This is a genomic window from Candidatus Amarolinea dominans (assembly GCF_016704685.1).
Classification (GTDB): Bacteria; Chloroflexota; Anaerolineae; order SSC4; family Amarolineaceae; genus Amarolinea; species Amarolinea dominans.
On the sequence record NZ_JADIZS010000006.1, the window covers coordinates 236297 to 251616 of the forward strand.

At 62.8% G+C, this 15320-nt stretch carries 10 protein-coding genes and 1 riboswitch; of the genes, 5 read left to right on the forward strand and 5 right to left on the reverse strand.

Features of this window, described 5'->3' with window-relative positions:
• The first annotated feature begins 275 nt into the window (after positions 1–275).
• The gene (gene glnA, locus IPF85_RS06180) at positions 276–1682 is read left to right on the forward strand and encodes a type I glutamate--ammonia ligase (RefSeq protein ID WP_343407196.1); all 1407 of its coding nucleotides are present in this window, start codon (positions 276–278) and stop codon (positions 1680–1682) included.
• A gap of 453 nt (positions 1683–2135) precedes the next feature.
• Here the strand turns inward: glnA and IPF85_RS06185 are convergent, their stop codons facing one another.
• Positions 2136–5216 carry a histidine kinase N-terminal 7TM domain-containing protein gene (locus IPF85_RS06185; protein ID WP_343407197.1) on the reverse strand — a complete coding sequence of 1027 codons (3081 nt, stop codon included), beginning with the start codon at positions 5214–5216 and terminating at the stop codon, positions 2136–2138.
• Positions 5217–5384: 168 nt separating this feature from the next.
• Here IPF85_RS06185 and mutM point away from each other — a divergent pair, with 168 nt between their 5' ends.
• Complete coding sequence (mutM, locus tag IPF85_RS06190; RefSeq protein ID WP_343407198.1) at positions 5385–6197, forward strand: bifunctional DNA-formamidopyrimidine glycosylase/DNA-(apurinic or apyrimidinic site) lyase; 813 nt, start codon at positions 5385–5387, stop codon at positions 6195–6197.
• A gap of 6 nt (positions 6198–6203) precedes the next feature.
• On the opposite strand, the gene IPF85_RS06195 is transcribed toward mutM, so the two are convergent.
• The 4 genes from IPF85_RS06195 to ftsH all read right to left on the reverse strand — a co-directional run bounded on the left by IPF85_RS06195 (position 6204) and on the right by ftsH (position 10177).
• The gene (locus tag IPF85_RS06195) at positions 6204–6422 is read right to left on the reverse strand and encodes a hypothetical protein (RefSeq protein ID WP_343407199.1); all 219 of its coding nucleotides are present in this window, start codon (positions 6420–6422) and stop codon (positions 6204–6206) included.
• A 138-nt stretch (positions 6423–6560) separates the two neighbouring features.
• Positions 6561–7091 carry a DUF5668 domain-containing protein gene (locus IPF85_RS06200; RefSeq protein WP_343407200.1) on the reverse strand — a complete coding sequence of 177 codons (531 nt, stop codon included), beginning with the start codon at positions 7089–7091 and terminating at the stop codon, positions 6561–6563.
• Between the two features lie 111 nt (positions 7092–7202).
• A complete protein-coding gene (locus tag IPF85_RS06205) occupies positions 7203–7928 on the reverse strand; it encodes a PspC domain-containing protein (protein ID WP_343407201.1) in 726 nt (241 codons plus the stop codon).
• Positions 7929–8191: 263 nt separating this feature from the next.
• Positions 8192–10177 carry an ATP-dependent zinc metalloprotease FtsH gene (ftsH, locus tag IPF85_RS06210; RefSeq protein ID WP_343407202.1) on the reverse strand — a complete coding sequence of 662 codons (1986 nt, stop codon included), beginning with the start codon at positions 10175–10177 and terminating at the stop codon, positions 8192–8194.
• 219 nt (positions 10178–10396) lie between these two features.
• A riboswitch (cobalamin riboswitch) is annotated at positions 10397–10534 on the forward strand.
• A 22-nt stretch (positions 10535–10556) separates the two neighbouring features.
• Here ftsH and IPF85_RS06215 point away from each other — a divergent pair.
• The 3 genes from IPF85_RS06215 to IPF85_RS06225 all read left to right on the forward strand — a co-directional run bounded on the left by IPF85_RS06215 (position 10557) and on the right by IPF85_RS06225 (position 15301).
• Positions 10557–11714, forward strand: a complete 1158-nt coding sequence (locus IPF85_RS06215; RefSeq protein ID WP_343407203.1) for a prenyltransferase/squalene oxidase repeat-containing protein — start codon at positions 10557–10559, stop codon at positions 11712–11714.
• Positions 11715–11823: 109 nt separating this feature from the next.
• On the forward strand, positions 11824–13965 hold the full coding sequence (locus tag IPF85_RS06220; RefSeq protein ID WP_343407204.1) for a prenyltransferase/squalene oxidase repeat-containing protein: 2142 nt from the start codon (positions 11824–11826) through the stop codon (positions 13963–13965).
• A gap of 22 nt (positions 13966–13987) precedes the next feature.
• Complete coding sequence (locus IPF85_RS06225) at positions 13988–15301, forward strand: hypothetical protein (RefSeq protein ID WP_343407205.1); 1314 nt, start codon at positions 13988–13990, stop codon at positions 15299–15301.
• The last annotated feature ends 19 nt before the right edge of the window (positions 15302–15320 follow it).

A 15320-nucleotide genomic window follows, 5' to 3' on the forward strand; every position in this document is an offset into this window, starting at 1 on the left:
CGCGTTTGTCAAGCCCCCAAAATCGTTTTTTGAGAGACAATTTAGCACGATTATGAGATCTTCGCGAGATAACTTTCTCGTATAGATTGCACAAACGCCTCTCCCATCTTCCATACACTTTCGCGCTGGCAAAAACGGACGGCAGGTGATAAAAATAGGTAGTATACTGCCGAACAGGGCGTGCGCCCGGGTGTTGGCTCCCAACACGCGTGCGCACCGTGTGGAATCGTGGTTCAGGCAGCGAGACAAGGTAAACGTAGGGAGGATTTTGGATTATGCCGACTACACCGGCCGACGTTTTGAAGATGGCCGCCGATGTCAAGATTATTGATTTCAAGTTCATTGACCTGCCCGGCACCTGGCAGCACACCAGTATTCCGGCCGTCAGGCTGGATGCCGACTCCTTCAGCGAAGGGATCGGCTTCGATGGCTCTTCGATCCGCGGTTTCCAGGAAATCCACGAATCGGACATGCTGCTGATGCCTGACCCCACCACGGCCTTCATTGATCCCGTGCTGGGCGTGCCTACCCTTTCGATCATTTGTGACGTCGCGGACCCGATCACGCGCCAGCCCTATTCACGCGATCCGCGCTACATTGCGCGCAAGGCCGAAGCCTATCTCAAGCAGACCGGCATCGCCGACACCAGTTTCTGGGGGCCGGAAGCCGAATTCTTCATCTTCAATGATGTGAAGTATCACCAGGACACCAACTCCGCCTATTACGAGGTGGACAGCCAGGAAGGTTGGTGGAACAGTGGCTTGGGCGGCCGCGGCGGGCAGATTCCGCCCAAGCGCGGTTATTTCCCGGTGCCGCCCACCGACACGCTGCAAGATATCCGCAGCGAGATGGTGCTGACGCTGATGCAGGTTGGTATTCCGATCGAGGTGCATCACCATGAGGTCGCCACGGCCGGTCAGTCCGAGATTGGCATGCGCTTTGCTACCCTGACCCGCATGGCCGACAATCTGCTGCTCTACAAATACATCATCAAGAATGTGGCGCGCAAGAATGGCTTGACCGCGACCTTCATGCCCAAGCCGCTTTTTGGCGACAATGGTTCTGGGATGCACTGTCATCAGAGCCTATGGAACGCGGGCAGCAATGTCTTCTACAGCGACAGCGGCTATGCGCAGTTGTCAGACACGGCCAAGTATTACATCGGCGGCCTGTTGAAGCACGCGCCGGCCCTGCTGGCCCTGTGCGCACCGACAACTAACTCGTACCGTCGCCTGGTGCCGGGCTTCGAGGCGCCGGTCAACCTGGCCTATTCACAGCGCAATCGTTCGGCCATCTGCCGCATCCCGGTCTACTCCGCCAGCCCCAAGGCCAAGCGTGTGGAGTTCCGTGCGCCAGACGCCACCTGTAACCCGTACCTGGCCTTCTCGGCCATGCTGATGGCGGGCCTGGACGGCATTCAGAACCGCATTGATCCAGGCGAGCCGATGGACAAGGACCTGTACGAACTGCCGCCGGAAGAGTTGAAGCTGATCAAGCAGGTGCCCGGTTCGCTGGATGACGTGCTGCGTGCGCTGGAGGCCGATCACGAATTCCTGCTGCGCGGCGATGTCTTCACGATGGATCTGTTGGAAGCCTACATCAACTACAAGCGCCAGGTGGAGTTGAACCCCGTGCGCATGCGGCCCCATCCGTACGAATTCGTGTTGTACTACGATATCTAAGCTTTTTCGGTGACCCACCGCCGTTTGAGCGAACAGACTGTTCCTACAGGTTGTTGCGATTGCCAATGACCACAAGCTGTTGGGTGGTGTTTAAAAAAAAATTCTGTGTCGAAAACAGGCTAAGGCCCAAAGTCATTCTTGAACGAAAGAAGCCCGGTTCCTTGCAGGAACCGGGCTTCTTTGTTGCTTCGATCGCCGTGGCCCTCTCTGCCACGAATTTCACTAATTTGCACGAACTGTTTTTTCGTGTCAATTCGTGCAATTCGTGCCAAGAATCCGCCCAGTTTTCTCTGCCACGAATTTCACTAATTTACACGAATCGAGCACCTGGCCGGTGAAGCGGCGCTACATCGGCGTCGCTTCATTGGTCGCCCCGCGAGTCTCACGAGGCAAAATTTGGGTTTTGGGCGCCTGTCATTTCGTCCCTACGCCGTGGTGGTGAAGAAAACACGATCAGGCCGGCGGCGCGATCTGCGGGGCGGGCGAGACGCCCGCGCTCCCAGGGGCAACACCGTTGCTCTGGTGACGGAGCAGGATGCCGATGATCTGATCGGGCGTGACCGGCTTGCCGACGAACGCGTCCATGCCCGCGGCCAGGCAGGCATCCCTGTCTTCGCGCAGCACGCTGGCCGTCATCGCCACGATTATCGGTTGGCCGGCCGGCAGGTTCAGTTGGCGGATGCGGCGGGTGGCTTCCAGGCCATCCATGCCCGGCATCTGCACGTCCATCAGAATCACATCGTAAGGCTGGCGCGCCACCGCGTCCAGTACCTCGAAGCCATCGGCGGCCAGATCCGCCTTCACCCCCAGGCGCTTGAGGATCAAGAGGGCCACCTTCTGGTTGACCACATTATCTTCGGCCACCAGCACGCGCGTGTCAGGCCAGATATCAGGCGCGCTGCTTGACGCCAGGCGCGGCGTCGGCGCGGCAATCGTGCGCTGATCGCTGGTCAGATCGAGCAGGATGTCGTGCAGGCGCGCAGATTTCACTGGCTTCGATAGGTGCGTCGTGCGGGTCAGATCCGCCACTGCGCGCGCCACGTAGGTGTCAGCCATGGGCACCAGGATGATCAGCGGGCAGATCAACGGCGGATCGAGATGGCGTAGGGTTCGCGCCAGCTGTAGGCCATCGTAGTCGCTCATGCGCAGGCCGAGGATGGCGACATCTGGCAGCGGCGCATCGTTCTGCAGGCTGGCCACAGCCGCCGCGCCCGTGTCCACGGCCATGGACGTCATTCCCCATCGGTGTACTTGTGTCTGTAAGAATTGACGCGTGGCTGCATGACCGTCCACGAGCAGAACGTGCTTGCCGGCCAGGCGTTCATCGCGCTCGTTCCACGGCGCCTGGTCAGCGGTCACGCCCACCAGGACATTGACGTAGAAGGTGGAGCCGACGCCCGGCTCGCTCTCCACCCAGATCGAGCCATCCATCAACGCGGCCAGGCGCTGGCTGATGGCCAATCCCAGGCCGGTGCCACCGTAGCGGCGGGTTGTCGAAGCATCTATCTGTGAGAAGGCACGAAAGAGGCGTTCTCTACGCTCGATGGGGATGCCGATACCGGTGTCGCGAATGGCGATGTGCAAACGGAAGCGCTCGTTCACCGGTTCCCCGTCAACCGTGACGACGACTTCGCCGTGATCGGTAAATTTGACGGCGTTGCCGATGAGGTTGAGCAGAATCTGGCGCAGGCGCGGCATGTCACCGCTGAGCATGCCGGGGACTTCCGGCGCTACCAGGTAGGCCAACTCGATCTTCTTTTCGGCCGCTTTGGCGCTAACGAGGTCGAGCGCCTCTTCGATGCACTCGACCAGCCGGAAGGGGCGGTCTTCCAGCTCCAAAAGACCCGATTCGATCTTGGAAAAATCGAGAATTTCGTCAATGATGCTCAAGAGGGCATCACCGCTGGCATGGACGACGTTCAGCATCTCGATTTGTTCGGCGTTCAGCGCCGTGTCTACCAGCAGGCTCGTCATGCCAATCACGGCGTTGAGGGGCGTGCGGATTTCGTGACTCATGTGAGCCAGGAAGGCGCTCTTGGCCCGATTGGCTGCTTCCGCGGCATCCCTGGCCTGGCGCAGTTCGGCTTGGACCTGTTTGATGGTAGTGATGTCAGGAAAGGCGGCGAAGGCTGCGATCAATTCGCCGGCCTGGTTGAAGATGGGCGCCGCGCTGACCAGTTCCCAGCGTTCGTTACCGTGCCTGGTGCGAACCCGGTACTCCTGATTGTGGGTCGTGATGCCCTGCACCGCCAGGGCGAGCGGCATCTGCGCCACGGAGATCGGGTTCCCGGCAGCGTCGAAATGTTGCCAGGTAGGATTCAAGGTCAGCAGGGAGAGCTCCGGGGTGCGCGGTGCATCCGCCATATCCAGGTGATGGCGCGTGGCCGAGTTGGCAATCCGAATGATGCCATCGGGCGCAGTAACCAATACCAGCGGGATGGGCGTTTGCTCCAGGGCAGCTTCCAGCATGGCTTTGGTGTCGGCCAGTTCCTTGTCGGCCTGCCTGCGTGCGGTGATGTCGCGCACGGTGATCAGGCGCCCGGTCAGGCGCCCGCGCTTGTCGGTCAGGGCGATCAGGCGCACGTCAACGAAGCGCGCAGCCAGGCCAAGCGCCGGTTGCGCGTCGAGGAGCAGCTCCTGCTGTTGGGTCTGTTGATCGTCGAGCGTGGCGACCAGCGTGGGCCAGGGCGCAAGGGCTGTGCCAACACGCTGTCCGATCGGCAGGGTGGTCATGTCGAACATTTGCCTGGCGGCCGGGTTGGCATCAACAATGCGCCCCAGGTCGTCGAGCACGATGACGCCATCGCTCAGGTTCTCGATCAGGGCATCGCGCGCGACCGGCGCCAGGTCGAGCAACTGAAAGCGCGTGAGCGCCCAGGCCAGGGCGATGCCGGTGAGCGAGAAGGAGATCGGCGTGAGATCGAAGCCGGGGAATGGGTTCAGATCGAGGATGTAGGACAGATTGCTGACGATGGGAAACGTGGCGCTCAGGATCAGGGCCGCGGCCTGACGTTGATAGAGCGCGGGGAAGCGGATCAGGCCGCGCAGCATGACCACGGTGGCGGTCATGAGCGCAAGATAGCTATGGACTACCGCCAGCCAAAACCAGGGGCCATGCCCGTAGATGAGGCCGTTGTTGGGCGCCGGGGTGAAATCGGTCCACAGCCAATGGTGCCAGCCGTTGGTGGCAGCGACGATGAAGGTGAGGAGCGGCATGATACCCAAGAGGGGGCGGTAGCGCCGCGGAATCCATTCGGACTGTTGGGTAAAGTCGAGCGTAAAGAGCAGATAGAAAACAGGCACACTGTGGGTGCTCAGGTAGGACACGACAGACCAGAAGATCTTGTTGGCAATCGGCACGGAAGCCGTCTCGAAACCAGCGGCCAGCGACCAGATGGAAACGGCCACGAGAAGGCCAACCAGATACGGGGCGCCCGGCATCCGGCGTCGCAGCCACACGGCCCGCACAAGGATGAACAAGAGGCCGACCGTGAAGAATGAGATGATCGAATAGAATGAAAACTGCCAGGTCATGATGGGAATAGCATACGCCAAAAGAGGGTAAACGTCCAATTTGAGCCACTGACCGCACCCCTGGCACGGCCGCGCCGCCGTGCCCAGGTCAACGTGACAGATTGGCCGGCCTGGCCTATAATCTGCGCCGGGCGAGTATGGAAAACGGGCGCGAGCGGGAGAGGCATCATGCCAGAACTGCCTGAAGTAGAGACAATTGCACGTGAGTTACGCCGGGACCTGGTGGGAAGGCGCATTGTGGATGTCGAGGTGCGCTGGGAACGCACGATTGCGCTGCCTTCTGCGGCCGAGGTGAAGCCGCTGCTGGTCGGCCGCCAGATCATGGGCACCGACCGTCGCGGCAAGTACCTGCTTTTTCCCCTCTCCGGCGGGCAGACGCTGGTCATTCATCTGCGTATGACCGGGCAGTTGCACGTGGTAGGCCCCGAAGCGACGCCTGACAAGCACACGCACCTGGTGTTGACGCTGGATTCAGGTCGGCGCCTCTTTTTTCGGGACATGCGTAAGTTTGGACGGGTCTATGTGGTGGCTGATGTGGCTACGATTTTGCGCCAACTAGGGCCGGAGCCGCTCAATCCTGATTTGACCCCGCAGCAGTTGGCCGCGCGCCTGGCCGGGCGCAAGGCGCCGATCAAAAGCCTGCTGCTCGATCAACGCGTGGTGGCCGGCATCGGCAACATCTACGCCGATGAGATTCTGTTTGCGGCCAGCATTGACCCGCGGCGCCCCGGCGGTGATTTGCAGATGAATGAGATTGCGCGCATCCACACCGTGACGCGTCAGGTGTTGGCCCAGGCCATCTTCGATCATGGCAGCAGTCTGCAGAACTATCAGCGTCCTGGCGGCGCCAAAGGGCAGAACCAGGAGCGGCACCAGGTCTTTCGGCGCACGGGCAAGCCGTGTGCGCGCTGTGGAACGGCGATTGTGCGCGTGGTGATCGGGCAGCGGGCCACGCATTTCTGCCCGCAGTGCCAGCGTTGAGACCGCTCAGGCCAGCGGGGTGTGCTTGGCGGCGTTGAACTGTGCCAATAATTCCTGCTCGCGGGCGCTGGCGGCCTGCTTGCCCTCTGCCAACGCCTGAGTGACACGGTTGCGCACCTGCGTCTGTAGATCATCGCCAGAGGCCGGCGTCAGCAGGAGGCCGGTCACGTAACCGGTCGCCATGCTCAAGCCGATGCCCACAAAATATCCAAGTATTTTTTTCATGTCCTGATGCCCTTTTGTTCCTGTGCTTTTCCGCTGTGTTTGTCCCCGGTTGCGTCTATTATACACCGGGCGGCGATAGACAAACAAACAGGCCGCGGCAGAAACGCGGCCTGTGTTTGTTTGGGGCAAGATCAGAAATCAGCGGTCGTTGTTGCGGTTGAGCAAGCCCTGTAGCAGGAAGCCCAAACCCGCGAGGATGATGAAGATCGGCCACAGGCGGGCTAACTGCTGCGCCAGGTCGCCTTCGATGGCGCCGGTGGTGTAGGCGAAACCTACAGCCGCCACGGCCAGGCCGATGAACGCCCACAGGAGCTGACCCCAGCGCCGCCAGTGCAAGAGCCAGTTGGTGCCGCTGCTGACGCCGAGCAGGAACGGGAAGATGGGCCAGGCAACCTCCCATTCTTGCCCAAACCAATTGAGGTTGTACCAGCCCAGGAAGAAGACGCCGAGCAGGGTCATAAAGATGGCGCCGCCCAGGTCATCGGGATCGGCTGTGGGGTTGGTGAAGTAGCGGATGATCAGGGCGATGCCGCCGATGACCAGGAAGATTGGCCAAAAGGCCTCCAGGCGAACGCCCGGCACGTTCAGGTTTTGCAGTAAGAACCAGACGCCCACCAGGATCAGAATGATGGCGGGAATGATCGGTCTTGTACGTGTTGGGTCATCCATGTTTTTTCCCCTCTGAGACGAACAGATTGATGCGGAAGCCTGGCTTCCGGGAGAAGCCAGGCCTTTTTGTCAGCGGCCCGGCTTCTGAAAGAAGCCGGGCTGCCGGCGTTGTCAGATAACGGTGCTGTTGGACGGCGTAACCGCTTCCTCGGCGGGCGCTTCGGGGATGACGATCAAGGCCAGGATGTAGAGCATCACGCCGAGACCCACGGTGGAGAGTGACGCAATGACCCACACGATACGCACCAGGCGGGCATCGAGACCCAGGTACGCGGCCAGGCCGGCGCAGACACCGCCGATGACGCGGTTGCTGCGGCTGCGCAGCAGGGCGCGATCACCGCGCACGATGCCCTTCCAATCCACGCCGCGGCCGGAGATGCCGAGCAGCAGGACGATGCCCACGCCGATGAGCACGGCCGGCCAGAACAACTGCCAGAAGGTGCGCCACAGGCCGCGCAGGGGGATCACATCGAAATTGCTCAGCAGGAAGAGGATGCCCGCGGCCACCAGGACGCCGCCCCAGAGCAGGCCACGATTGCTGTCACGGCTGGCCCATGCGCGCACGTCAGCCCCACGCCGCGTCACCGTCGGCTTGCTGGCGGCATGTTCTACCGTCTCTTCCGGCAGCACGATGGCCATGACGATGTAGGCCAGGGCGCCGGCTCCCCCAAAGAGAACTGAAATCAGCCAGACAATACGAATCAAGGTGGGGTCAACCCCCAGAAACTCGGCCAAACCGCCAGCCACACCGGCCACCTGCCGCTCGGTGCGCGAGCGGTAGATACGGTGCGGTTCGTAATGCGGTGTTCCTTCGATGATCACCGGTTGTTGATTCATGGTCATACTCCTTGTGTCCGTTTTTTGTTACCTGGGCGGCATCGCCGTCCAGTGCTCAGAGTCTTCGTTCATGCACTCAGCCTGTAATACGCAGAACTGCCGGGCAAGGTTGCAGACGAACCTGCATGGACGCAATTCCGGTCGGCGCAGGCCGACCTGGCGGCGGAACGCCCTTGCGCCCCGAATTCATTCGGCGGCTGGGCAAAAAAAGCCCTTGCCGGAAATACCCGGCAAGGGCTTGATTGGCGTGTTGACTGCCAGCTTCAGGCCGGCAAGGGTGCTGGCGTGCCGGGCAGAGTGCCGCGCTGCTCACGGCGTTCGTCGGTTGGGCGCGGGGTCGAGATGGGACCGACACTGCTGGGCGACGGGCCTCGTTCTGTTGGCGGCGCCTGCTCCGGCAGGTCCGACAGCAAGGCCACGAACTCCTCGTGTGACAACGTCTCTTTCTGGATCAAGGTCTTGGCCAACAGGTCCAGCTTTTCGCGGTAAGTTGACAGAATTTCTTTGGCTCGCACGTACGCTTCATTCACGAGACGGCGCACCTCGTGGTCAATCTCTTCGGCCACATCCTCACTGTAGTTGCGCTGCTCGGCGACTTCACGCCCCATGAAAATCATATCCGCCTTACGACCGAACACCATGGGGCCGAGTTTGGTGCTCATACCGTATTGCGTCACCATCGAGCGTGCCAGTTTAGTCACGTGATCGAGGTCACTGGCGGCGCCGTTGGTGATGTCGGTGAACACCAGGGCTTCGGCCGCACGGCCGCCCAGGGTCATCGCCAGTTCATCCTCGAACTTGTTCTTGCTCTTGAGAACACTGTCGTTTTCCGGCACGGCCATCGTGTAGCCCAGGGCCATGCCGCGCGAGATGATGCTGATCTTATGAATGGGATCACAGTTCGGCAGCATGTGCCCAACCAGCGCATGACCCGCCTCATGATAGGCGATGATCTCTTTCTCGCGGTCCGAAATAATGCGGCTGCGTCGCTCCGGCCCCGCCATCACCCGCTCCACGGCCTCCTGCAATTCAGGCATACCGATTTTGCGCTTGTTGCGTCGCGCCGTCAGGATGGCTGCTTCGTTCAGCAGATTCTCCAGGTCAGCGCCGACAAAGCCCGGGGTCTGCCGCGCCAGCGATTCCATTTCGACATCGGCCGCCAGCGGTTTGCCCTTGGCATGTACCTCCAGGATCGCTCTGCGCCCCCTCATGTCAGGGCGGTCCATAACCACCTGGCGGTCGAAACGACCAGGGCGCAGCAACGCGGGGTCCAGGATGTCCGGCCGATTAGTGGCCGCGACGACGATGATATTAGTCACGGTATCGAAGCCGTCCATCTCCACCAGGATCTGATTCAGCGTCTGCTCGCGCTCGTCATGACTGCCACCCAGACCCGCGCCGCGATGGCGACCGACAGCATCAATCTCATCAATGAAGATGATGCATGGGTTGTTGCGTTTGGCCTGCTCGAACAGATCACGCACGCGGCTGGCGCCAACACCAACGAACATTTCCACGAATTCGGAGCCGGAAATAGAGAAGAAGGGCACGCCAGCTTCACCGGCCACTGCCTTGGCCATCAGCGTCTTGCCAGTGCCGGGTGCGCCGACCATCAGGACGCCCTTGGGGATGCGTGCGCCGAGGGCAACGAATTTCTGTGGTTCTTTGAGAAACTCAACCACTTCCTGCAGCTCTTGTTTGGCCTCATCCGCACCGGCCACGTCGGCAAAGGTGACTGTTGGCTTGTCGCCGGTGAACATGCGCGCCCGGCTCTTACCAAAGGCCATCGCCTGATTGTTACCGCCCTGCGCCTGACGCAGCAAGAAGAAGAAGAGGGCGCCGACAAACACCAGCGGCAGCAGGCTGCCCAGGAAGGTCAGCCAGTTGCCCACGTCACTGGGCGGATCCACCCGCAGGTCAAGCCGTCGAAGTTGTTCGGCGGTCACACCCAGGTTGGTCAATTGCTCGGTCAGGCCGATGATCGGTTCTTTGCGCGAAATGATGACCTGGTCACTCGCCTTACAGGCTGTCTCTGTGGCTCTGCGACCGTCGGCGCACACACGCACGCGCACTTCGTCGCCCACAATGGCGACCGAGGCGACTTTGCCTTGTTTGATCCATTCGGCAATCGTGGAAATTTCCTGCGTTTCAACCTGGCTGGTCTGAGGGAACAGGCTGAAGAAAAGCGCCGCCACAGCCACCAGGATGAGTAGATATACAAAACCGTTCTTTGTCCAATTGGCGTTCAAGGAGTCCTCCCCGCCCGGCTAATGTGAGTTGGCTGCCGGACGGCGGTTACCTGCAACCGTGGCGGCATTATACCAGAAACTCACTGAATACGCTAGCTGTTTAGATTACAATCAATTATGCGGCGCAGACCGCCAAATCAACCCTGAACAGACCTTTGACAGCCTGCCTGCACCGTGCTATACTGCCGTCATTCAACAATCTAGCAGGGCCATGCAAGCGCAGGCACACCGCTGTGTCGTGCGCAACGTGGGGGAAACCGGTTCGAAGCCGGTGCTGTGCCGCAACTGTCATCATGGATCTGTCACATTGGTCTGTCCATGTAAGCCAGAATACCCACCTCATGGTCGCTCTGGAACCTTCGAGCGAAAGGGTCTGGGCATGAATTTTTTTCATGATCTGTCACCCTTGTCAACCGACAAGGGTATTTTATTGCGCCGCCTTCTTTTAGACCACGGACAGTCTGTAAACGTCACTCCGCGGCGCCGGCTCCTGCGCGCTGGCTTCTCCTGGCTACTGCTGGCAATCCTGGCACTTTCCGGGCCAGGCCAGGCGCGTGCAAATCCCCTCGATGGGTACGCAGTCCACCTGCGCGACCCGGATCCCGAAACGGGGATCCGTTCCACGCCTGCGAACAACACCTGGCCGGCGCGCACCGCGGCGGTCGTGCGCGCCATCAATTGGCTGCACACGCAGCAGCAGCCCGATGGCAGTTTTGGCGTGCGAACCGCAGACGCCGTTTTTCTGATCGCCCGTGCGGGCGAAGACCCGGACGGCCCGGCCTGGCGGCCTGCCAGCTTCAGCGCGCTCGATGCCTTGCGCAGCCAGATACCCGCGTATCTGACTGACGCCGGCCGCACGGCCAAGTTCCTGCGCGCGGTTGCGGCCGCGGGCCGCGACGTGCATCACTTCGCCGGCATAGACCTGGCCGCGCACCTCTCCAGCTACTACCAGCCAGCTACTGGTTTGTATCATCCCGGACACCTCTATTACCACACCCTGGCCGTGCAGGGCTTGCGCCTGGCCTCGCAACCACTGCCGGCGCCGGCCGTGACCGCCATCATCGCCCAGCAGCATGCCACCGGCGGCTGGGAATGGCGCATCGGCGGCCCGTTGGATGAGGTTGACACCACCGGCCTGATCCTGGAGACGCTGCCCCTGGCCGCTGTACCCGTCAGCAGCACCACGGTGATTTCCGCGGTCAGTTTTTTGGCTTCGACGCAGCACCCCGATGGCGGCTGGAGCCTCGGCGCCGCCGGTACCACCAACAGCAATTCGACGGCGCTGGCCCTGGCCGGCCTGCTCGCCGTGGAACATCACCCCCTGGCCGCGCCATTTGTTCATGGCAGCAACACGCCGCTGTCAGCCTTACTGGCGTTGCAGGCGGCCGATGGCGGCTTCAATTTCATGGCGACGGCCGCGGGCGAGCGCTTGATGGCGACCCTGGACGCGCTGGATGCCCTGCTGCGCCCCTATCCAGGCGATGTGCTCCCGCCGCCGCGCCTGTTTCTGCCATTCGTCGCCCGCCCGCCCATCTGAGATTTCCGAAGCCTGCGAGGCTGCAGAAGCCCAGCAAACAAACTAGTTTGGTAGGATTATGTTTTCAAGACGCACATTGTCAGTTATTCTCTTAGCCGGCGCCCTCCTCATGTCCACCCTCCCCACGCGCGCGGCCAAAACCATCCCCAATACCATTGGCCTTGTGGTTCAGCACGCCGACGGCCGCGTGGAGACGCGCACGGTGCTGTTTTCTGAGCCGACCATCAGCGGACTGGAAGCCTTGCAGCGCTCTGGCCTCGCGCTGGAGCTGAGCGGCGCCCTGGTCTGCCGCATTGGCGGCACGGGCTGCCCCAGCGCCGATTGTTTCTGCGGCTGCCCAGCGCCGTTCGATCCCTGCTTCTACTGGTCCTATTTCAATTGGAACGGCCACGCCTGGGACTTTGCCGCCGTGGGCGCAGGTGAACGCCAGTTGCACGACGGCGATGTAGATGGCTGGCGCTGGAGCCAGGGACAGCCGCCGGACGCCAGCGCCTTCACGCAGTTGGCCGTGCAGCGGGCGCTCGCCTGGCTGCACACCCAGCAGCAGGCCGATGGCAGTTTTCCCGGCTTTGGCGTGGGCGCCACCGCGGACGCGGTCATCGCCCTGGCCGCCGCCAACGAAAAAGCGGCTGACTGGCGTGTAGGACAAGGCCCCAGCGCGCTCGCTTACCTGGCGACTCAGGCGGGAACGTTTGCCAGCAGCGCCGCAGCCACGGGCAAATTGATCCTGGCCGTTGCCGCGGCCGACGCCAACCCCACGGATTTTGGCGGCATCAACCTGTTGACCCGGCTGGCGACGTTTGCAGACGCCGGCGGTCGCTTCGGCGCCAGCAATTGGGATCAGGCGTACGCGATCCTGGCCTTGCGCGCCAGCCAGGCGCCGATTCCCCATGACGCCGCCGGCCACCTGCTCGCCGCGCAGACGACCGCCGGCGGTTGGGGCTTCATGCCCGGCGACACTGCGGGCGTGGACAGCACCGCCCTGGTCATGCAGGCGCTCATCGCGGCCGGCGAACCGCTCAACAGCCCGGCCATGACCCAGGCCGTCGCCTTTTTGCACACGCAGCAGAACCAGGATGGCGGATTCCCCTACCAATCTCCCTTCCCCACTAGCGTCAGCTCCACCGCCCTGGCCTTGCAGGGACTGCTGGCCGTGAGCGACAACCCGTTGGCCGCGGGCTGGACGATCAGCAATACGACACCGTTCCAGGCCCTGTTGGCGCAGCAGAGCGCGGCCGGCGGCTTTGTCGGCTTCAGCGGCCCCAACGATCTATTTTCAACGGTGTCTGCCTTGCCGGCCCTGGTGGGTAAGCCGCTGCCGCTGCGCGGGCGTCAGGTGGCGCTCGATCACGCGCTGACCTGGCTGCACAGCCAGCAGCAGGCGGACGGCAGCTTCGGCGCTCCCGGTCAGAGCGCGGATGCCGTGTTCGCCGCGGTCAGCGGCGGGCAAGATCCGGCCACCTGGACGCAAGGCGGTCCCAGCCTGCTCGCTTACCTGGCATCGCAGGCCATGACCTACACCCTCTCCTCCACCGCGGCCGCGGGCAAGCTCACCCTGGCCGCGCTTGCCAGCCGGCCGGACCGTGCGCCGAACGATTTTGGCGGCGTCAACGTTGGCGCCCGCGTGCTCGATGCCTTCGATCCAGGCAGCGGCCAGATCGGCAGCAGCCTGTTCGATCACGGTTTTGGCCTGTTGGCGATGTCCGCGCAGTACGCGCCGGGTCGTTGGCTGAGCCGCGCCTGGCTGCGTCAACAGCAGCTTGCCAACGGCGGCTGGGAACTCGGCAGCGGTTGGGGCGCGGACACCAACACGACGGCCGTCGCGCTGCAGGCCCTGCTCGCCGCGGGTGAGCCGGCTGACGCGGCCTCCGTGCAGCATGGCTTGACCTTCCTGCGCCAGCAACAGAACCCGGACGGCGGCTTCCCCTATCAGAAACCGTGCGGCTATCCGGCCTGTGATGCCACCGATGTCAATTCGACCGCCTATGTGGTGCAGGCCCTGGTCGCAGCCGGGCATGACCCGGACGGCTGGGCCTGGAGTCAGCACATCACGGCCACGAATCAGATTACACTGACCCTGCACACCCCGCTTGATGCGCTGTTGGCGCGGCAGAGCCAGGATGGCGGCTTTGCCGGTTTCAGCGGCGCCAATGACCTGTATGCCACCGTGCAGGCCGTACCCGCCGTGGCCTTGCGTGCCCAACCGTTGGCGAGCCGCGCCACGTGGTATTATCCGGGCATCCGGCGGTAGAAGCCGGCCACTGGGACAAACGATGACCCAACTGCACCATCACCCCCCTGACCGCAATCTGTTCGGCTTTGCCCGTCCGCTGGGCGCGCGCGGGCTGCTCCTGGGCCTCCTCCTGGCGTTGGCGTGCGGATTTGGCGTCAATCAGACGGCCGCGCGGCCGCTCACCCACCAGGCCGGTCTGGTGGTGCAGTTTGACAATGACCAGGTGCAGACCTACTGCGTCAATTTCGAGGCGGAAACCATCAGCGGCCTGCAGTTGCTGAAGAGCGTCTCCAGTTTGCAGGTCATTTACGATGCCACCAGCACGGGCATGGGCGCCGGCGTCTGCAAGATCAACAACGACGGCTGCAGTTTTCCCATCGAGGACTGTTTCTGCCAGTGCCAGGGGCTGGCGTGCGTCTACTGGTCCTACTGGCATCTCAGGCCCAACAACACCTGGGACTATTCACAACTGGGCGCCAGCAGTTTTGTGCTGAGCAACGGCCAGGTGGATGGTTGGCGCTGGGGCGCGGGTGCGGACGGCAACGGCCAGCCGCCGCCGGTCATCACCCTGGGCGAAATCTGTCAACCCGAGGCGACAGCCACGCCCACGCCAACTCCTTCGCCCACGGTCACGGCCACGCCAACCCCGACACCCACGGCGACTCCGACGAATACGGCGACCGCCGCGCCCGGCGCAACGCCCACCCCGACGCCCGTGGTGCAGATCAGCTTCAGCGCAGCGCCGCTGACGTTGACCGCGGGGCAGTGCAGCAGCGTCAGTTGGAAAGTCAGCGGGCCGTGGACCGCCATCTACTACAACGAGGCCATCGTCACGCCCGAGGAGCAGCGCCAGGAATGTCCACAGCAGACGCAGCCATTGGTTTTGCGGGTAGATACCGGCGCGGGCGTATTGACGCGCAGCATCACGCTGCAAGTGACGGGCGCCACCGCCACGCCACCCCCTGCGCTGACCGCGACGCCAACGCCCGCGCTCACGCCGACGCCAACGATGACGCGCGCACCCGTGGCGACCGCAACGCCCGCGCCCACTCAGACTGCGGTCGGGACGGCCGCGCTCGCCGGTGGGACGGCCGCGCCAACTCAGACTGCGGTCGGGACGGCCGCGCCCACTCGGACTGCGGTCGGGACGGCTGCGCTCCCAGGAGGGACGGCTGCGCCCACTCAGACTGCGGCCGGGACGGCTGCGCTCCCCGGTGGGACGGCTGCGCCCCCGGATCGTCATAGCGGCGGGCTGTTGTGGCAATACGCCCTGTTTGGCTTGATCCTGCTGGCGCTGGGCGGCGCGGTGATCTTTGTCCTGGGGCGCCAGGGCGGGACGGAGGAGGAACCGTGAGCTTAGCCCGCGGCGCGCA